At 61.8% G+C, this 19,611-nt stretch carries 17 protein-coding genes; 5 read left to right on the top strand and 12 right to left on the bottom strand.

Going from position 1 to position 19,611, the window contains the following annotated elements; translation table 11 throughout:
* Window positions 1-107: 107 nt before the first annotated feature.
* On the top strand, window positions 108-335 hold the full coding sequence (locus MOP44_RS03780; RefSeq protein WP_260794578.1) for a hypothetical protein: 228 nt from the start codon (window positions 108-110) through the stop codon (window positions 333-335).
* 17 nt (window positions 336-352) lie between these two features.
* On the opposite strand, the gene MOP44_RS03775 is transcribed toward MOP44_RS03780, so the two are convergent.
* Complete coding sequence (locus tag MOP44_RS03775; protein ID WP_260794577.1) at window positions 353-1,708, bottom strand: DUF2252 domain-containing protein; 1,356 nt, start codon at window positions 1,706-1,708, stop codon at window positions 353-355.
* Between the two features lie 148 nt (window positions 1,709-1,856).
* On the opposite strand from MOP44_RS03775, the gene MOP44_RS03770 reads away from it, so the two are divergent.
* Window positions 1,857-2,351 (top strand): hypothetical protein, encoded by a 495-nt coding sequence (locus MOP44_RS03770; RefSeq protein WP_260794576.1) that lies wholly within the window; start codon window positions 1,857-1,859, stop codon window positions 2,349-2,351.
* Window positions 2,352-2,447: 96 nt separating this feature from the next.
* Here MOP44_RS03770 and aspS read toward each other — a convergent pair whose 3' ends face one another.
* Window positions 2,448-4,298, bottom strand: a complete 1,851-nt coding sequence (aspS, locus tag MOP44_RS03765; protein ID WP_449290011.1) for an aspartate--tRNA ligase — start codon at window positions 4,296-4,298, stop codon at window positions 2,448-2,450.
* Between the two features lie 158 nt (window positions 4,299-4,456).
* Window positions 4,457-5,737: a histidine--tRNA ligase gene (gene hisS / locus MOP44_RS03760; protein ID WP_260794573.1), complete on the bottom strand. Its 1,281-nt coding sequence runs from the start codon at window positions 5,735-5,737 to the stop codon at window positions 4,457-4,459.
* Between the two features lie 176 nt (window positions 5,738-5,913).
* Between hisS and MOP44_RS03755 the strand changes: the two genes are divergently transcribed.
* Together MOP44_RS03755 and MOP44_RS03750 are read left to right on the top strand one after the other, a co-directional pair.
* On the top strand, window positions 5,914-6,756 hold the full coding sequence (locus tag MOP44_RS03755; RefSeq protein ID WP_260794572.1) for a hypothetical protein: 843 nt from the start codon (window positions 5,914-5,916) through the stop codon (window positions 6,754-6,756).
* Window positions 6,757-6,791: 35 nt separating this feature from the next.
* Window positions 6,792-7,817: an aldo/keto reductase gene (locus tag MOP44_RS03750; RefSeq protein WP_260794571.1), complete on the top strand. Its 1,026-nt coding sequence runs from the start codon at window positions 6,792-6,794 to the stop codon at window positions 7,815-7,817.
* Window positions 7,818-7,860: 43 nt separating this feature from the next.
* On the opposite strand, the gene MOP44_RS03745 is transcribed toward MOP44_RS03750, so the two are convergent.
* The 8 genes from MOP44_RS03745 to MOP44_RS03710 all read right to left on the bottom strand — a co-directional run bounded on the left by MOP44_RS03745 (window position 7,861) and on the right by MOP44_RS03710 (window position 16,535).
* Window positions 7,861-9,237, bottom strand: a complete 1,377-nt coding sequence (locus MOP44_RS03745) for a metallophosphoesterase family protein (protein ID WP_260794570.1) — start codon at window positions 9,235-9,237, stop codon at window positions 7,861-7,863.
* 275 nt (window positions 9,238-9,512) lie between these two features.
* On the bottom strand, window positions 9,513-10,442 hold the full coding sequence (locus tag MOP44_RS03740; protein ID WP_260794569.1) for a glutamate--tRNA ligase family protein: 930 nt from the start codon (window positions 10,440-10,442) through the stop codon (window positions 9,513-9,515).
* Window positions 10,443-10,522: 80 nt separating this feature from the next.
* A complete protein-coding gene (locus MOP44_RS03735) occupies window positions 10,523-11,902 on the bottom strand; it encodes an APC family permease (RefSeq protein WP_260794567.1) in 1,380 nt (459 codons plus the stop codon).
* Between the two features lie 210 nt (window positions 11,903-12,112).
* Window positions 12,113-12,613: a hypothetical protein gene (locus tag MOP44_RS03730; RefSeq protein ID WP_260794566.1), complete on the bottom strand. Its 501-nt coding sequence runs from the start codon at window positions 12,611-12,613 to the stop codon at window positions 12,113-12,115.
* A complete protein-coding gene (locus tag MOP44_RS03725; RefSeq protein WP_260794565.1) occupies window positions 12,610-13,242 on the bottom strand; it encodes a DUF4252 domain-containing protein in 633 nt (210 codons plus the stop codon). The genes MOP44_RS03730 and MOP44_RS03725 overlap by 4 nt, the downstream gene beginning before the upstream one ends.
* Before the next feature lie 20 nt (window positions 13,243-13,262).
* A complete protein-coding gene (locus tag MOP44_RS03720) occupies window positions 13,263-13,607 on the bottom strand; it encodes a hypothetical protein (protein WP_260794564.1) in 345 nt (114 codons plus the stop codon).
* Window positions 13,600-14,130, bottom strand: coding sequence for an RNA polymerase sigma factor (locus tag MOP44_RS03715; protein ID WP_260794563.1), 531 nt, complete (start codon window positions 14,128-14,130; stop codon window positions 13,600-13,602). The genes MOP44_RS03720 and MOP44_RS03715 overlap by 8 nt, the downstream gene beginning before the upstream one ends.
* A 170-nt stretch (window positions 14,131-14,300) precedes the next feature.
* Window positions 14,301-16,535 carry a beta-galactosidase gene (locus tag MOP44_RS03710; protein WP_260794562.1) on the bottom strand — a complete coding sequence of 745 codons (2,235 nt, stop codon included), beginning with the start codon at window positions 16,533-16,535 and terminating at the stop codon, window positions 14,301-14,303.
* 139 nt (window positions 16,536-16,674) lie between these two features.
* Here MOP44_RS03710 and MOP44_RS03705 point away from each other — a divergent pair, with 139 nt between their 5' ends.
* Window positions 16,675-18,585, top strand: a complete 1,911-nt coding sequence (locus MOP44_RS03705) for a LamG-like jellyroll fold domain-containing protein (protein WP_260794560.1) — start codon at window positions 16,675-16,677, stop codon at window positions 18,583-18,585.
* On the opposite strand, the gene MOP44_RS03700 is transcribed toward MOP44_RS03705, so the two are convergent.
* A complete protein-coding gene (locus MOP44_RS03700; protein WP_260794559.1) occupies window positions 18,582-19,574 on the bottom strand; it encodes a serine hydrolase in 993 nt (330 codons plus the stop codon). The two genes, MOP44_RS03705 and MOP44_RS03700, sit on opposite strands and share 4 nt — an antisense overlap.
* Window positions 19,575-19,611: the final 37 nt, after the last annotated feature.

The raw sequence follows: 19,611 nt of genomic DNA, 5'->3' as shown, positions 1-19,611 counted from the left end.
AACGCAGCGCCGGTTTCTGGCGAGAGCCTTATGAGTTCCTGATGAGGATTTACGCAATGCGGAACGGCATTCACACTGGAGCAACATTTGCACCTTACATTGCTGGTATGGGAGACCGTTCTCATAACCCGTTCGTTCTGCGGCACCCCATTTCGCTGGGCGATGCCATTGCGGCCTTATTCCGGCCGAGGCAGAAGAGACGCGCCTCGGCTTGTCCCCCAATCAAGAGCAGCTTGCCGCATACGCAGTCGCCTATTGCGAAGCCGAGAGTGCAGGAAGTTGCGGTGAACGCCTCTTCGCCGGATCCCGTCGCCACGTCAAACCAGGTACTTTAATCCGTCGCGCACGCTCGCTATTTTGCTTGCGGGGATTTTTTCCGCGCCGCCGCGCGTGAAGGGCTATTGGTATGGCCCGTGGCGTGACGCAGTTCCTGCCAATCCTTCTCGGTCTGGTCTGCGTAGGCTTCACCGAACTCCGCCAGCGCCTCTGCGAATCCCGCACCGCCGCCAAGGTAACCGGAGATAGCCAAAGGGTCTCCAGCGCGCGCGTGGCTGCGGGCAAGCAGTTCACCGCAGACCTGCGCAAAGGCAGCCAGGCCGTCGCCCGCAAGATCTTCCAGTTCTACGGAGGATTTATGGTCGTTGAGCTGCCGGACAAGGTAGTCGCGCGCGCCCATGTGGGTCCACCCGAGGAATGGATCCGACTGCACTTGCATCGAACGCTGTCCCTCGGCCACGCGCTGACCATTCTGGTGTGGCGGATGCGCATCAGGGAGATACGCCGCGTAGCCGGAGGCGGGCTCCTCTTTGATCTGCAGGAACAACGGATCGCCGGGTCCGTTGCCCTCGAAGTAAACGCAGTAGTCGCGCAGGCCCACGGAGCCGGTGCCGACAACCTTGAACGCGACGTCCATGGGGCGATACAGCGAGAGCAGATGCTGCCTCTGCGGCTCGAGCATGGCGCGATAAGGTCCGAGCGCAGCAAGCACCTCGTCCCTCTCGCGGCCGGTGATGCGCCATAAGTGGAGGGGCTCTTCTTTGAAGCGGCGCGGTGCATCGGTTTCGTCACGCGCGGGCTCGGTAAGCACCTCAAGTGTATGCAGGGGCGTGGCGCGCTCTGCTTTCAACAGGGCAGTGTGAATGGGCTGCAGGGTGCCGATGCGATGCACCTGGAAGCGGCTCATTTCGAGCGCCGGCATCTTTGCAAGAATGCGCATAAGCGCGGCATAATGCGTGATGCACTGGATCGCAGCATCGCGTCCGGAGCTCTTCTTCTGGCCGGCGGCACGGCCGGCAAGGACGAGCGAGGCGGCCATGCGCTTCAGGTCCCACTCAAACGGGCCGCAGATGGTTTCATCGAAGTCGTTGATGTCGAAGACCAGGCGTCCGTCGGGCGCGGCAAAGGCCCCGACGTTGCGGATGTGGGCGTCGCCGCAGATCTGCGTGAGGATACCGGTGTTGGGCAGCACGGCGAGATCGGCCGCCATCACGGGCACCGCGCCACGAAAGTAGCCCAGCGGCGACTCCGCCATGAGTTCCCACTTCAGCTTGACTAGCTTGGGAACGCGTCCCTTGGCTGCGTGCTGAAGAAGCTGCCAGGCCGACGTGCGGCGCGATTTGCAGTTGAGGGTGCAGTGTGCCTGACGGCCAACCTGCTTACGGCGGGCCTGGCCCAGCTTGCGGCGATCTTCAGGAGCGGTCCAGTGCATTAGAAGGAACATACACCCGGGCGGCACGCTCTACCAAACTCATGTTCGCGGCCGAGTCACGCGTTGAGCAATTCAACTGTATCGCGCGATCAGCAGGGTGTGGGATACTCTCAACCAATCCAGGAACGCCAATTGCGGAGATATCGAGATGCGAATCCCGGTATTCGTCTCATGTCCCACTTCCCTCAGTCGTGAGCAAGAGTCACGGCGAACAATCGTCATCGATATTCTCGACTCGCTCAATCTTGAGCCGCGAGCCCTGGGGCGCTCCGACTACCCTTCCGATTTGCCGCTTCGTGAGGTCCTAGTCATCGCGCGCCATTGCTCAGGTGGCGTGATCCTGGGATTCAACCAGTTCACGGCTACGGCCGGCGTCTGGAAGCCTGGCACCAAAGGTGAGAAGCCATTGGATGGCTCCGCATGCTTTCCGTCTTCCTGGAATCATCTCGAGGCCGGCATCCTCTATTCGCTGGGCAAGCCGTTGCTCGTTTTTCGCGAAGATGGAATCACGGGAGGCGTATTCGATCCCGGCGTAACCGACGTGTTCGTTCACCAAATGCCCAAGGTGAGAGGCAAGAAAGATGACTTGCGCGAAGTGTTCCTCAAATGGAGGGATCGCGTAGGAGCAGCCTACTACGGATAGCTGCGAAGGGAGTTTAGCCTTTCGCAAAAGACAAACAGAGGTCAACAAGCAAAAGCCCACGCTGTGATGCGTGGGCTTTCGCTCGATAGGCGATTTCTAGCTCTTCAACTGCACGCGCAGGTGCAGTTCCTTCATCTGCTGGTCGGTCACCGTCGTTGGCGCGTCGGCCATCAAGTCGATGGCCTTCGCGGTCTTCGGGAACGTGATTACTTCGCGGAGATTCGCTGCGCCGGCCAGTAGCATCACGATGCGGTCGAGCCCCAGCGCAATGCCGCCATGCGGAGGCGTGCCATACTCAAGCGCGTCGAGGAAGAAGCCGAACCGCTGACGAGCTTCCTCTTCGCTGATGCCGAGCGATTTAAAGATGACCTGCTGCACGTCTTTGCGATGGATACGGATGGAGCCGGAGCCGAGTTCGAGCCCATTCATCGCAAGGTCATAGCAGTTGGCGCGCACACTGGCCGGATCGCTTTCGAGGTTCGGCATGTCGTGCTCGTGCGGCGCGGTGAACGGATGGTGCGCTGGCACCCAGTGCCCGGTAGCCACGTCGTACTCGAACATGGGGAAGTCGACGATCCACATTGGATGGAACGCCTTGGATCCGTCAACGAGCTTTCCGGTCGATTTCGATTTTTGGGGATCGGCGCTACGCACGACTTCTTCTGTGACTTCAAACGCCTTATGGCGGTCAGCATACTTCTTGGCGAGCTCGGTGCGGAAATTGCCGGCTGCGGCATAGACGTTGATCTCCCGCTCGCTCAAGCGGCCTTCGAACTTGGTGTCGCTGGCCTTGATGTGGTGCGCCGGATCGCCGGCCACAATGATGACGAAGTCGGCCTCAGACGCGCCGGCAAGCTCGCGCACCTTCGCGGCGGTCTCGGGCAAATCTCTCGACAGCCGCTTAAAATCGTCGATGAACTTGGCGCCCTTGTTCTTGTCGAACATGGGCCAGTTGTCTTCGCGCTCCTTGCGGCTCAGTTCGCCGACGCTGGGAATGCGGAACGCCACCACCGGCAGTGCCGGATCGATCTTTAACTTATCCAGCACCTCGTCCGTGAACGCTGCGCGCACGTCGGCCATCTCGGGCAGACGCATGTCCGGCTTGTCTGACCCGAAGCGCTGCATCGATTCGTCGTAGGTGATCTTGGGGAAGGGCGTTGGCAGTGCTACTCCGGCAGCCGCGAATGCCGCGGACAGGAAGTTCTCGACCACCGCGAAGACGTGCTCCTGGCGCGGGAAGCTCATTTCGAGATCGACCTGCGTGAACTCAAGCTGGCGGTCCGCACGGAGATCTTCATCGCGAAAGCAACGTGCGATCTGGAAGTAACGGTCGAAACCCGAGATCATCAGGATCTGCTTGAAGATCTGCGGCGACTGCGGCAACGCGTAGAACTCGCCCGGATGCACGCGGCTGGGCACAAGGAAATCGCGCGCGCCCTCAGGCGTGGACTTGCAGAGGATGGGCGTTTCGACTTCGAGGAATCCCTGCGAGCTCATGCTCTCCCGAATCGCGCGCGTAATGTCATGCCGCAGGCGGAAGTTGCGCTGCATCTCCAGGCGGCGCAGGTCGACGTAGCGATACTTGAGCCGAACCTCTTCGTTCTGGATGGCGTCGTCAGCGGGCGAGAACGGGGCGAGGCGCGTGTCGTTGAGGACGCGCAGCTCGGTGGCTTCGATCTCGATCTCGCCTGTTTCCATCTTGGGGTTGATGGCGTCAGCGCTGCGCAGGCGAACCTTGCCGACTGCGGCAACCACATACTCGGGACGGACTGCTTCGCCCTTGGCATGCCCTTCCGGCGTCAACTCCTTGTCGAGCACCACCTGGCAAATGCCGGAGCGGTCGCGCAGATCGAGGAAGATGAGGTTGCCATGGTCGCGGCGGCGATTAACCCAGCCCATGACGACGACCGGTTTACCTGCATCCGCGGCGCGCAATTCGCCGCACATGTGGGTCCGTTCCAGATTGCCTAAAAAGTCGAGCACGAAAACCTTCCTTAACTGTTCATCCAAAAACTTGTCATCCTGACCCTGAGTGCAACGAAGGGGGAGGACCTGCTTCCAAGGCTGGCAGCCTCGCTATCAGACCTTCACGACAGGACGGGGAATCACTTCGACAGAACGTCAACCAGCTCCGCGCGCGGAACTTTGGTCTGGGTTCCGGAGGCAAACTCCTTCACTGTCAGGATACCGGACGCGAGCTCATCCTCACCCAGGATGACGATTCTGCGCGCCACCTTATCGGCCGCTTCAAACGATTTCTTCAGCCTGAAGCTGCCGTCGCCGAGCTCGACCTTAAGGCCTTCACGGCGGAGTTCGCGCGCCAGCTTCAGGGCCGCGGGATTCATCGACTCACCCAGCGGAGCGATGTAGGCGTCTCCCTTGACGGCCTTGGCCTCTTCGATGGCCTGCAAGGTCAGCACCAGGCGGTCCTCGCCCATGGCGAAGCCGATGCCCGGCGCCTTAGGCCCGCCGATCGCTTCGCTGAGGCCGTCGTAACGCCCACCGCCGAGCAGCGCATTCTGCGCGCCCAGGCCGCCGTGGGTGAACTCAAACGTGGTTCGCGTGTAGTAGTCGAGCCCGCGCACCAAACGCAGATTGCGCTCATACGGCACGCCAGCGGTATCCAGTGCGGCCAGAACCGCGGCGAAATGCGCCTTTGAGTCCTCACCCAGAACCGAGTCGATCTTGGGCAGCGCCTCGATAATCGGCTGATCCTCGGGCACCTTGCAGTCAAGCACGCGCAGTGGATTTGTGACAGCACGCCTTTGGCAATCCCCGCACATCTTCGGCGCTACGTCCGCCAATGCCGCACGAAGCACCTCGTTGTAGCGCGCGCGGTCCGCCGAGGAACCGACGGAGTTCAGGTGCAGCGTCCAGCCGGTGATGCCCAATTCATCGAGCAGCGTGGCCAGCATCTCCAGCACTTCGGCATCCCGCAGGGGCGACTCGCTGCCTGCCGATGGCGGCCCGATGACCTCGGCGCCAATCTGCGAGAACTGGCGGTAGCGTCCCTTCTGCGGCCGCTCGCGCCGGAACTGCGGCCCAATGTAATAGAGCTTCTGCAACTGGCCCGTCTCACCCAGCTTGTGCTCAATGTATGCGCGGACCACGCCGGCGGTGTTTTCGGGGCGCAGCGTGAGAGACTGCGTCTTTTCGCTGGCCGCGCGGGCACGGTCCTCCCAGGTGTACATCTCCTTGGAGACAATGTCGGTTTCCTCGCCCACGCCGCGGGCAAACAGCGCCGTGTCTTCGAAGACTGGGGTGCGGATCTCGCCGAAGTTGTACCGCTCGAAAACTCGGCGGGCAGTCGCTTCAATGCGATTCCAGAGCGCGGTTTCGGGCGGCAAAAGGTCGCGGGTTCCGCGCACAGCTTTCAATGTCGACATAACTCTTCAGTTTAAATGGCGGCCTTGACGGAATCCTCGCAATCCGCCGCATCCCCGGCGCTGTATCGGCATCCAACCAACAACCGGCCCAGTGAAGTTCTGTCCATCTTCAGTACAACCAGTAAACGGAACCGATCTTTGCGGTCCTATACCCTATGAGCTCAACTCCCCGACTCATGCACTCCTTGCCCGACCTCTTTCCGTCGCGCTCGTCTTTTCGTCCTCATCCGCGCAAATCGCTGATTGCTCGCGGCTTGTCTCTGTCGGTCATCGCGCTGGCATGCGTATGCGCGGCCGGCGCCCAGCAGCATGCCTCGTCTTCCGCTCTCCCCGATGGTCCCGAACCTCAGATCAAAAACGCTCCCAACGCGACAAAGAGCGAGCCCGATCCGAAGACCGCGTCTGAGAACGCGAAGGTGATGCAGACCAAGCGCATCCTCGGCATCATTCCCAACTTCCGCGCTGTCTCGAGCACTGACGTGCTGCCCGCCCAGACCCCGAAGGAGAAGTTCCTGACGGCCACGGACGACTCGTTCGATTACTCGTCGATCTTCATTCCCGCGGCGCTCGCCGGCTATAACCTCGGGACCGATGCCTACCCGGAACTCGGCCACGGCGCCGATGGCTACGGTCAGTACCTGTGGCGTGCTGCCGTCGACCAGACCATCGAGAACTACATGGTGGGCTTCGTAGTCCCCGCCATCGCGCACCAGGACACGCGCTACTACACTCTCGGCCACGGCGGCCTTCTGAAGCGAACGGGATACGCGCTGAGCCGGTCGGTGGTCACGCGGTCAGACCACGCGAAGGAGCAATTCAATGTCAGCGAAGTGCTCGGCGCTGGCTCCTCCGCAGCCATCTCGACCGCCTACTATCCCGCCAGCAGCCGCACATTTGAGAACGTCGGCACCGCCTGGGCCCTCGACATCGGTATCGACGGAGCCTCGATGGTGGCGAAGGAATTCTGGCCCGACATCAACCGCCGCCTCTTCCACACCAACACTGTGCCCACTCGATAGCTGCAACGCTGAGCGGTTTGCGGCATCCTAGAGCAATGGAATATCGACTGCTTCCCGGAACCGGGCTTAAGGTGTCCGCGCTCAGCTTCGGTGCCGCCACATTTGGCGGCACCAACGAGTTCTTCGCCGCATGGGGCAAAACCGAAGTGGACGAGGCGCGGCGCCTCGTCGATCTATGCATCGATGCCGGCATCAATCTTTTCGACACCGCCAATGGTTACTCCGATGGCCGTAGCGAAGAGGTCCTGGCGGCCGCCCTCAAGGGTCGCCGCGACCAAGTCCTGATCTCCACCAAGGCATTCTTCCCCACGGGGTCCGGGCCCAACGACATGGGCTCCTCGCGTTTCCACCTGCGTCGCGCCGTGGAGGACTCACTCCGGCGGCTCGACACCGACTACATCGACATCTTCCATCTACACGGATTCGACGCGCTCACGCCGATCGAAGAGGTGCAGCAGACGCTCGATACGCTGATCCGCGAAGGCAAAATCCGCTACAGCGCCTGCTCGAACTTCACCGGCTGGCAGTTGATGAAGTCCCTCGCAGTGGCCGACAAGCACGGATGGCCGCGCTTTGCGGCGCACCAGGTCTACTACTCGCTGGTGGGGCGCGACTACGAGTGGGAGCTGATGCCGCTGGGCGTGGAAGAACGCATTGGCGCCCTGGTCTGGAGTCCCCTCGGTTGGGGACGCCTTACCGGCAAAATCCGCCGCGGGCAGCCTGCGCCCGAGCAGAGTCGCCTGCCCAAGACCGCCGCTATCGGACCGCCGGTGAGCGACGAGCACGTCTACAACGTCGTCGACGCTCTCGACGCCATTGCCGCGGAGACCGGCAAGACCGTGCCACAGGTCGCGCTGAACTGGTTGCTGCAGCGGCCGACCATTTCATCTGTGATCCTCGGCGCGCGCAACGAGGAGCAACTCAAGCAAAACCTCGCTGCCGTCGGCTGGAACCTGACCGCTGAGCAGGTCGCAAAGCTCGATACAGCCAGCGCCCTCACGCCCGTGTATCCCTATTGGTGGCAGCGCAACTTCACCGAGCGCAACCCGACGGTCGTGTAAGCCTTAAGCTGCACCTGCCTCAGGACACGGACAGGTGCAGCCCTCAATTCGACACCATCGTGTGACTGGCTATATCAACGGTCACCAAGTCGAAGCGCGACTGCGCGAGGCTCGCCTTGCCCACCTGCTGATAGCCGATGCGAAGTTGCTGTGCGTCAACCGTGATCCGCAAATATCCATACGACGAATCATCGTACTTCTCGAGGATGAGCCCGCCAGTTGGAATGACCGGCTTCCGGTCGAGATAGGAGACATCCGCTCCGAACGCCGGCTCCTGGGAAGGTTTGCCCTTCGCGGCGTGGGTCAGCGGATTCACGTGGTGGCCGCCGTCTCCGCAGACCACAAACGGAACATCGTAAGCGGCGCCGTTCATCTTCACAGTGCGCGTGTAGCGCTGGTAGTTGTGCGCGTGCGCTGAGAGAATCGCGTGCGGATAAACGCCAGCCTGCTTGCAAATCGTGTCGATCTGCGCCAGCATGTGGGGGCTGCCGCCATGATTGCCCCCGGTTCCCGCGCCGGTGGTTGGCGGCGCATAGCTGAACGGCGGATGATGTACGGCCAACAGCACGGCTCCCGCGTACTTCTGGTGCTTGATGGCCGCCAACTGCGCCTTCAAATAACTGAGTTGATAATCGGGCACGCGCGACCACTTGCCATTCTCGCTGGAGATGACGCCCGGATCCTCAAGTGCATTGGAGAACAGGCCGATGATGCGCACGAAAGGCGCGTCCAGCGTGAAGTACACGCCGGGCTGGATCATCGCCGTGCGGTGCAGCGAGCGTGCTTCCGGCGTAATCACCCAATCAGGCGAGCAGAAATTCCGTTCGAAGATCTTGAGCGGCTCGTTCTCAGGCGCAGTCCCCGTTGTGATGAACGAGTCGTGATTGCCGGGGATGGCGAAGATGGGACACGGATAGTTCCGGAAAGCATCGTAGAACTGATCGTAGTAATACTGCTCTTCGCCAAAGTCGTAGACCACATCGCCCAGATGATAGAGAAACGCCGGGTGATTCGTGGCGTCTGACGTGTGACAATCCGCTGAAAGCTGCTCCGTCACGTTCAGCTCATTCTGGTACTTGACGCCCGCCGTGATCGCTCCCGAATCCCCCAGCGCGTGAAAAACGATCTGCTTAGCCTGCTGAATCTGCTGGATCAGTTCCGGTCCGTGATCGCCATATGCTGCTGCAAGCTCGAGCATTTCGCCATCGGCCACGCGCGACTTGTCGAACTGCGTCGTCTGCGTGCTCAGCAGATTTCCCAGGCTGGCGTAGAGCTTCCCGTCAGAAGGATGCGGTGTGAGGAACTGCGGCGGTACAACGATCTGCTGATCCTCGTTAAAGACCGGCTCATGAAAGACAGGGAGGGGCAGTGGAGGGTGGGGCTTCGGGGGATGAGTGGGGTGGTGCTTCTTTGCTGGCATGGGTCCTCCTTCGTCGGCAACGGCCTGGACGAATCGATCAACGCGGCGGACCGGGGCAGAACAGCGAGAAGCTCGCGATAACGCATCAGCCGTGCTGCTGCATTATCACTCTTTCGCGGCTCGCGAGGAATAAAGGGATGATAAATCGTGTGCGAAGCCCTGGATATAACGAGGTATTTGGCATTGGGGCTTAGCAAGCACGCGTCGTTGACGCTAAGTGTCGGCACGAAGCCCGCTTTTCTAATCCCTAATACCTGTTCCCTGATGCCTGCTTTTTACGCGCTGAGCGGCAGTTCTGCGCCCAGAATATTCATGGGCGTGCGACCCTGCGCGCGCAGTGTGCGCAGACTGAGGGCGTCATAGCGCTTCGCCAGACGGCGGCCGTACTGGTCGAGAACCAGCCGGCAATGGAACCACTGCGGCGGCACCAGGCCCAGAGCGCGGTAGAGCAGGATCTGGCGAGCCGTCGATCGCAACAGGTCGGCGCCTCGCACCACTTCCGTGATGCGCATCGCCGCGTCATCTGCCACGCAGGCAAGCTGATAGCTCGGCGTGCCATCGCGCCGCCATACTGCGAAATCGCCGAAATCCACGCCGGCAACAAAGCGCTGCGGTCCCAGGTTCTGATCGACGAATTCGATTACCTCGCCATCGGGCACGCGGAAACGCCAATTAAACCCCTGTGGTGTGTCCGCGCCTTCCCAGTCGGGGCCTCCAGGCAGTTGTTGTACGTAGCTCAGGTTGCCCCGGCACGTTCCCGGATAAATGGGCTCATCATCCAACGGCTCGGCCTTGCCGTTGCGCACGTTCACTTCGTGTGGCGCTCCCAAGGCGGCCTCGAGATCCTTGCGCGAACACTTGCAGGCAAACAGATAGCCGCGGCGATACAGCGCGCGCCACATCTTCAGGTAGATGTCCATGCGCTTGCTCTGCAGGTAGGGAGCGTGTGGCCCCCCGGTGTCGGGGCCCTCGTGCCAGCGAATTCCCAGCCAGCGCAGATCTTCGTAAGCAGCCTCGGCATACCGTGGCCTGCTGCGATCCGTGTCGAGGTCTTCCATGCGCATCACCAGCGTGCCTCCTGCGTCGCGCGCCCGCTGATACGCGGTAAAAAACGTACGGGCATGGCCCACATGCAGATAGCCGGTCGGCGACGGCGCGAGCCGCCCACGGTATTCCGACGTCTGCAACCAGGCAATGGTGGCCATATTTGCCTTGATGCTACCGGCAGCAAAAATGGTGGCATATAGCCTGCCTGATTCGTAACTCGCGTGGTTCGCGCGAGGGGTTACGACTCCGGCTCGACCACAGTTTCGGGCAGCCACTGATGCTGCCGCCGCCGGCTAAAGTAAATCGCGAACCCCACCGCCAAATATCCCAGAAAGAGATAGGGAATGCGTGCATGCGCCGCGTCGGCGCTTGATCGAATATCGAGCACCGTGATCAGCACCATCACCAGAACCGTCGCCGGGCTGATGACTGCGGCCAGCCGCGATATCTGTCCGTTTTCGCGCGTGGCAAACGGAACTGCCACCGCGACAAGCGCATAGGCGGTGAGAAAACCGAAGACGGCCAGCGAGCCCGCTAGGTCGTACATCTCGTAGCCCGTCACGTTGCACAGAGCCATGCCGGTCGTTCCGACGAACATAAACAGCGAAGCAAGAACCGTAGCCGCGGTAGGCGAATTGCGCCGGGCGCTGGTGCGCTGCATGAATTCAGGCACCAGCCCTGATCGCGCCATGCGCAGCAGCACGCGTGCTGCTGCCGTGGTGCACGCCAGCACGCAGGCGAAGTTGCTCACCATCGCGCCAATTTCCATCACCAGGCCGAAGGCCGGAAGCCCCGCACGGTCAGCCAGGATATTCATCGGGCTCGATGCATCGCTGAGGCTGCTGGTGAGTCCGCGAAAGCCCACCACCTCAGCGTAGGAACACAGCATGAAGAACATGCCCGCGAGCACCGCGCACTGCAGCACTGCGCGGGGAATTGTCCGCAGCGGCTGGCGCGCCTCAACGCCCAGCGTAGTAGCACTTTCAAATCCAACGAAGGTGAAGATGGCCAGCACCAGCGCGGGCCCCATGGCGCCAAAGTGCAGCCCCTTCAGCCGTACTTGATCCGCGTCGATGTGGAACCCGGTGTGGATCAGCAACGCTGCCAGAACCGTGAGGATAACTGCCAGGGTTACAAACTCAATCCACAGCATCACGCCGGCTGACAGTTTGATATCGCGATACGCGATGTACCCGGCAACAGCGCAAATCACCGCCAGCGTGGGAACAGGCGCAAACGATAAGTGCAGAAACTGCGCGCCCAGCAGGATCGCGTAGTACATCGCGCCGCCAGCAACTGAAGCTCCGGTTGCAACGTACGCGAGCAGCAGCCCCCAACCGACTGCGGCTCCGAACACCGGCGGCAGCGAATCGGATGCGTAGCTGTAGAGCGAGCCAGGCGATGCCGAGGTGCGCGCGAACCGGCTGATGCACCACGCCACCAGCAAGATCGATCCCGTAGCAAGCAGATACACGAGCCACGTGCCATTGCCCGCCAGCGCGAAGACCAGCGGAACCGTCAGCGACGATCCCGTAGTAGGCGAAACCGCCGAGACCGACTGCGCCAGCGTCTGCATCGGGTCCAGAGCCCCCGCCTGCAATCCATAGGTGGAGGCCACGGGAGCGTCACCTGCATTTTGCGTTGCGTTCGGCAATCGAGGTCCTTAGGAAATGCGGGAAGGGAAGTGGATTAAGGCGCTCCAGCCGGATGCCCTGCTGGAAGCGAGTGCCTCTATCGTGACGAACGCCGCTGCGCTTTGCAAGAAAGAACGCATAAAGAAAAGGGCCTCGGCAAACACCGAAGCCCTCCTCGCCTCAATCCAATCAGCCTAATCCGAATCGTTGTCCCAATCCTTGTCGTGATGGTCGTACTTGCCGATGCTCTCGTTGAGGTGATCGGGATCGACCGAGAGCTGGACAACGTTCAGGTCGTTGCCGTCGGCATCCACAATGAACATGCCCATGCGCTTGCCTTCCGGATGCACGAAGATCAGCGTCTGTTCCGATCCGTTGCGCTTGGTCTCGCGGATCATGCGTTCCCAGCCGGCGCCCAGCTTCTGCTCCACCATGCGGTTCAGTTCTTCGCCGTCCATCGACACGTCGAAGTGCTCAAACTCCGCAACGTGCAGATTGCTCACGCCGTCCTGCGTAGCCTTTCGCGCCACAAAGCTGATCAATCCCAGGAACGGAATGCGCGTGGCATGCACGTGGTACTTCAATTCGAGCGATCGCACCACGCCGTCGAAGCCGCCCTCGCCGCTCGACGCCAGCACAGCCACCGGCACCACCAGCGCGATGAAGCATACAAAGACAAACAGGAACCGTCTCATTCTGCGCCTCCGTCCTTGGTCTTATCCTTGTCCTTGTCTTTGGTGGATTTCTTCACGCTCTTTTCCACGTCCTTGAGCGCATGCAGCCCGGCGATCCCATGCAACTCGCCCAGTTCGTCCGCGTTAATCGGCCCGAGGATCAGCACGATCGACAGCTCTTTCGGCTCGGCTGACAGAATGAACATCCCCTGCGTCTCGCCGTTCACCGTCTTCATCATTACGTCAGTCGTCTCAGTGGTGCCGCCCTTGTGGTGCTCAATCTCGTGCACAATGGGCGACCACTCGCTCCCTCCGAAATAGGTGCGGAGCTGCTTGAGCTGGTCCATCGAGTACTCGCCTTCCTTCTCGAAGGTGTACTCGCGAACGTAAATACCCTTCAGCCCCTGGATCAGCTTGCGCGCCTGCTCATCGTCCTTGTCCTTCATGAACTTCGCGGCAAAGTCGAGCATGTTCTTGCCCAGCGTCACCTCGGTCACATCGACAGCCTTCGCAGCCAGTTCCTTCTCCACCGCTGGAGGCAACGGCAAACCCTCAGGCATTCCCGCGGCCTGCGCACGAGCCATGCTTATTGAGCCCGTCGCTCCCAGCACCAGTACAACCAGTCCCCAGCCAATCCCACGCTTTCTCATCGTCCTCACTCCCCGCTTGCTCAATTGCCATCCTCATCGTGTTCCGCCAGCTTGGCCTGCACCTTGTCCAAAGCATGGCCCGTAATCCGCAATGCTGTCAGAACCTGCTGCCGAGCCGCCTCGCCCCTGCGCTGCTCTTCCACCTTGCGCGCCCGCCACTCCAGCCCACCGCCGGCAAGAATCGCCACAATCACCAGCGTTGCCGCTAGCTTCATCCACAAGGCCGCACTGGCGACTGCGAACCACGGCCGCGGCGCGTGACGTTCCGCACGCCGCTCCATGATCTTCCGCTTCAGGCCGGGAGGAGCCGGCCGGTGCTCCAGCGCCTCTTGCAGCTCCCGCTCAAAATCGTCGAACTCAGGCATCCGTTCCCACTCCGCGAATGAACTCCCGCAACTGGCTCGTCGCCTTGGCCCGCAGCAGTTTCAGTCCGCGCTGCAGATTGCTCTTCACCGTGGCCACCGGCGCGTCCAGCATGGCTGCAATCTCCTCCGGCATCATGTCCTCCTGGTAGCGGAGGATCAATGCCGACCGCTGCGCCTCAGGCAGCGTAGTCATCAGGTACTCCAGACGTGCGCCCAGCGGCGAGCCCTTCTCTTCTGTTGACTGCCCGTGATGATCGTCGAGCGCCACCCACAAATCCATGCCCCGCACCCGACGTCGCCGCAGCGCATCCGTCGCCCGGCTCATCGTCACCCGCCGCAGCCACCAGTAGGCGTGTTCTGCGGACTCAATCTTGCTCAGGCTCTTGTCCAGTTCCAGAAACACGTCCTGCGCAATCTCCTCGGCCAGACCGCGATCGCCGGTCATGCGCAACGCAATCGAATAGACCATCGATTGATGCTCGTCCACGAGCCGTTCAAAATCCGCTTGCCAATCGTGGGCCATTGCGTTCGCGTCTACTCTCTTATCCGCAGGAATTCCCCGTTGGGGATGCAGAAAGGTACGCGTGGCAGGAAAAAAAGTTCATCCGCCAGTTTTCTAAGAAAAGAACTGGGCCGCCTCCGCATAAGAAAAAGGGGGCGCGAGCGGCGCCCCTTCTGCGAGATTCGCTTTGCTCAGTAGTCGATCCGGTACACGCCCACGCTGCCGGGCGGCACCTCGGCCGTGATCCGCAAATGCGATCCGTCGGCAGGCACCGTGGCGCCTGTTGCGATCTCGCGCACCGCCTTCGCCGGTTTTTCCAGCTCCCGCGCGAACTGCACCCGGGCTGCCTTGTCGCCGTGATTGAACAGGAACACCACCCGTCCCTGCGGCGCTTTCATCTCGCGCAGTTCCACCAGCGGCGGCGCGTCTAGCTGCGGCCGCGAGAGCCCAGCCCAGTTCGCCAGAATGTCTCCCAGCGGATGCATCTTCACAGGCTCCCGATAGTTCTCGTGACCGGCGAAGCTGCCGAACACGATCGCGCTGCCTTTGCCCGTCTTGCTCTCGTAGGCTACCGGCGTGCCGTCCTCAAGCGTCGCAACCGCCTGCGCCGACGCGCCTTCTGCCTCGAACTGCTCGGCAAAGGTCATGGCCTTGAACGTTGCCGTCCCCCATCTCACAGCGAATTCCTTGCCCGGCGTTACCTGCTTTTCGCGCAGGCCCAGCATCTGGTCCCATCCAAAACCCGGAACCCGTATCTGCGCGTGGCCACGTTCATCCACCCAGCCCGGCCGCGCCTCCACAAATAAGTGCCCGCCGCCCTCCGCATAAGCGCGCAGCGCGTTTGCTTCTTCCTCCGTCAGCATCAGCGGATACGGCACGATCACCAGCCTGTACCGCTCCAGATGATCCTGCCCCAGCTCCCGCGCGCTCAGCACATCCAGCCGCAAATTGCGCTCGAAGAACATCCGGTGATAGCCCGCCACGGCCTGGTGCATCGCCGTCCGGCTGCCTTCTTCGTCGTATCCGCCCACCAGCGGCGCCAGCGGGCTGAAAACCACAGCGGCCTCAGCAGGCTCCGGCTTCGCATCGAGCAGGAGGTCGGCATTCGCACTGATCTCTTTCGCGATCTCGCCGGCATGGCGGCTGCGCTCCGTCAGCGATCCGTCCAGGTTAATCATCCCGTATCCGCCCGACTCGTACCCCGCATTCATCGGATAAAACGCGTAGTAATTGATAGCGCGCGCCCCGCGCGACACCATGCCCCACGTCCACATCTCAAGATCGCTCGCGGTCACCGGTGAGCCCACGGTAGTGCCGTGGATGCCATACCCGCTTTGCAGCTCGCCCACAACAAACCCGCGTCCACCGGTGATGCTCGCCGTCAGGTCCATCGCCAGCACACGCCGTTCCAGAGTCCAGTTGTGCTCCTGCGCGGTGAGCTTGGGATAGAAGCTGGTCCCGAACAAGTCCACCGAATCCTTCATCAGATAATCGTCAGTCGGATCGTATGGGTCGGCCAGCGTCCGCACCAGCGGCGAGGGATTGGGCGCGTGGCTCATAGTCACATGGCCGGCGTCCACCTGCTTCACCGCGTCATTGCGAGCCTTCAGATCCTGGGCGAGCTTCTCGCCGTAGAACACGCGCCAGTCCATGAAATCCGCATAGGTCAGAATCGTTCCATACCGCGGCGGCTCCACCTGCCTCCAGTCAGTAAAAGTGCGGTGCCACGCCTCGTTCAGCCGATCCAGCGAGCCGTACTTCTGCTGAAGCCATGCCCGAAAGCGCGCGATGCTGCTGGGGCAGTAACAGAACATCGGCTCCGCCTTGTATCCGACCCGCGCCCAGTTCAGCGCCGCGGGTTCACTCCACAGATCCCATCCGTAGAAGGCCGGACTCTCCTCCGCATGCCGCGCCACCTCGCGATAGAAGTTGAGAATCGCGTCGCGCACTCCTGCATGATCGAAGCAGTAGCCCGGCGCCGCCTGTGCGGGAATCGGTTGCCCATCCTGTGCCGCATAGCGCCCATCGGGATACTTCGCGCCCACCCACTCGGGTGCCGAATCCACGTAGACCTGCACCATCACCTTCAGCCCAGCCTGCTCGGCCAATTTCAGCAGCAGGTCCAGATTCTCGAGATGATATTCGCCCTCCCGCGGCTCGCCCGTGTTCCATTCCACCCACGTGCGTATGGTGTTAAAGCCGAGCCCCTTGATCTTACGGAGATCCTCGCTCCAGGCCGCAGCCGAGCCGGTATTGACGGGCTCCAGCATAGGCGCGCGCGCCTTCCCGCCGCTGTACCAGACTGACACTGGAAAGAACTTCGCCTGCTCCGAGCCGGCGCTCTCCACGGTTGTTTCGACGCGCGGTCCCACCACGAGAACCATCACCAGTGCCCAAGCAAAAACCGCAAGCTTATTCACGTTCATTCCGCCCTGCAACCGAAAGAGGTATCCGATTCCATTCCCGATGAATCTACCAGCCCCCAACCCCGCGCGAGAAAGTTCTATCATGGCCTGTCACTCAACAATGCATTCCACGCACGCTCCTGAGAGGTTCAGCACGTTCATGAAGTCGTCCCGCAACCCCCTCCTTCTCGCACTCATGGTTCTATGCACCTCGCTCGTTGCCAGCGCCCGCGACTTCGACCTCACCGTCGGCAAGCACGAGGTGCTCACGTCGAAGATCCTCAATGAAGATCGCGACCTGCTTATCGCCGCGCCGCAGAAGCTCGTCCCCAACATGCCCCTGCTGGTGGTCCTCGATGGCGAGTGGAACTTCCGCAAAGTAGCCGTGGGCATGGAAAACCTGATGGCCAACAACCTCATGCCTCCGACTGTGATTGTTGGCGTGGCCAACACCAATCGCGGCCGCGACCTCATGCCCAGCTTCAACGGAGCCGAGTTTGCCGAGGGGCCCTCCGATCGCTTCCTCTCGTTCCTCGCCGACGAACTCATCCCCCACATCGCATCGGAATACACCATCGGCAAATACCACATCCTCGCCGGACACTCCAACGCCGGCATGTTCTCGCTCTACGCCTTCATCCGCCGGCCTGACGTCTTCCAGGCCAACATCGCCCTCAGTCCCAGCTACGGCCTCGACGACCGGTTCGTCGCGCTGCTCGCCCGTGCGCTCGCCGCTCCCGCCGCCGGGCAGCATTACGTCTTCATCGGCGCTGGCGGTGATGAGGAGGCCGACATCTCCGTGGGCGCCATGCGCTTCGCCAAGACGTTTGAAGCCGCGCCAAGTCCGGACATCGAGTACCACTACGAGATCTTCCCCGGCGAAGTCCACGGCTCTGTCGGTTTCCGCGCCTTCTATCGCGCCCTCGAGGCCATCGGCCAGGCCGACGCACCCGCGCACAGCGGCCCCGCCCGCTACCTCACCGAACCGCAGCGCCGCCGCCATGCCTGGGCCCGCCGCTTCGGCTCGAGCTTCGAGACACAACCCCTCCCGCTCTTGTCCGTCGCTCGCCCGCTACTCGATGCCGTCGGCTCGCCGGACACCGCAAGCCTGGCGTCCACCTGGCAACTGCTGCAGAGCGGCTACAAAGACGACTTCCGCTTCGATCCTGTCGAGCGCGCCAACCTGCTCGCTGCTCTCGAAGCGCGAGGCAGGAAAGAAGAGGCCGACCGGCTGCGCGCACTTCCGGGTTTCTCAGACGGACTCGATGCCCCCGGCCTTGTTCCCAATAACTACGGCGACGCGGTCCACCTCAATGCAGGACTCGTCGCGGCTCTGCCCCTCACCGGCGCTCCCGCCGACCTCTGCCACCCTGACGCCAAACCGAACATTCACGGTGCTGTCTCTGCGCCTGACCGCACGGACAAACCCGACAACGCGCAGCGCTTCAGCGGCAACGGCGATTACATCGAGTTCCCCGCCAGCACCGACTACGCCAATGCAGGCTCAATCAGCGTCAGCGCCTGGATGCGCCCGCATGCACCTGCCTCTTACACCGCGTGGGTCTCGCAGGTCAGCTCGCTGGGATGGGGATCGCAGTGGCGCATCGGCTTCGGCCCCACCCCCAACACGCAATGGGGCGCCACTACCTTCAACGGCCGCTGGAGCGACTACCTCGTCAACGGCGAAGGCCTGCCCGTCGACAAGTGGGTCCACACAACGGCCGTCTTCGATCAGACCCTTGGCGAACTCCATATCTATCTCAACGGCCGTGAGCTCCAGGTCTTCCACGGCATCGCTCCCTGGGCCGCCAGCAAAGGACCCATCCTCATTGGCGCGCAGCGCGACGACGGCGTCTTCTTCAACGGCGATGTGAGCGATGTGCGCGTCTACCGCCGCGTCCTGAATCCGAAGGAGGTCGAAGCCCTCAGCCAGCTGGACGACACCTCGGCCACATCAACCGCGGCGTGTACCGCCGATGCGACCGCACCGGCCGCTCCCGTTCCCGCAGCACCCGAAACCCAACCAAAGAAGACCTGGTTGAGACACCGGAAACACAAAACGAATCCCTAGTGCCTGTTCCCTGCTAATGGGTTCTCCCATGAGAACCCGTTAGCATCCAGCCCCGTCGGCGACCACTTCTTCACCACCGCCTCCGCGAGCTTCCCAATCATCTGCTCTCCCTGGTTATCGCCTGTCCAGCGCTCATCCTTGTTGTCGTAGGTGAAGCTGGCGATCACCACCGGCCCGGTCTTCGTCGAGATGAGCGCCACGTCATTCCGAACCGCGTCCAACGCGCCCGTCTTGTTCGCAATAGCCGATCCGTGCTCGCTCGTATCCAGCGATTCGAGATACCGCGGAATTCCATCGCGGTCCTGCTGATTGCGCAGCATGTGAATGATCGCTCCGCAGATCGGCCCATCCTTATTCACCGGCGGCCCACCCGCCAGATCAAGCCTGCACTCGGCGATCCGCTGCATTATCGAAGCCATCTCACGCGCCGTCGTCTTGCCCAATCCGAACTTCGACTGATCCGCCGGCATGGGCCCGCTGGCCGGCATGTAGACCTTCTTATACAGATATGTCTGCTTCAGCCCCGCCGCCTTCAGCGTGTGATTGATATGGTCGAGCCCCAGCCGATCGATCGCCATATTCGTGGCGGTGTTGTCGCTCAAAACGACCATCAGCGTCAGCACATCCTTCAGCGTCAGCGCCACCGGTGTATCGAGCTGCGCCAGCACCCCCGATCCCTCCACCTGGTTCGCATGTTGCAGAACCAGTTTTTCGTTCAGCGTTGCCTTGCCCGAGCGAATCTGCTCCGCTGCGTCCAGCAGGATCCCCATCTTGATCGTCGACGCCGTCTTAACGGGCTCATCCGCATCCAGCGACGCCGTCTGACCCGTCTTCAGATCCCGCGCGAACAGCGTCACCTTGCCTTCATGCTTTGCAGCCAAATCCTTCAACTGCGCGTCGAGCGCGGCATCCTCCTGCGCACGGCCCATCGCACTGAAGACAACAAGAGTGACAAGGAAAAGGGGAAGCCAAACCATCCGTTTGTGCATGGCGGAAGCTTATCGCGGCCGGCCGCCACGGCGCACC

This window comes from Occallatibacter riparius (assembly GCF_025264625.1).
GTDB lineage: Bacteria > Acidobacteriota > Terriglobia > Terriglobales > Acidobacteriaceae > Telmatobacter > Telmatobacter riparius.
Note: the sequence above shows the minus strand (reverse complement) of the source record. Positions and strands in the feature narration are given on the sequence as shown.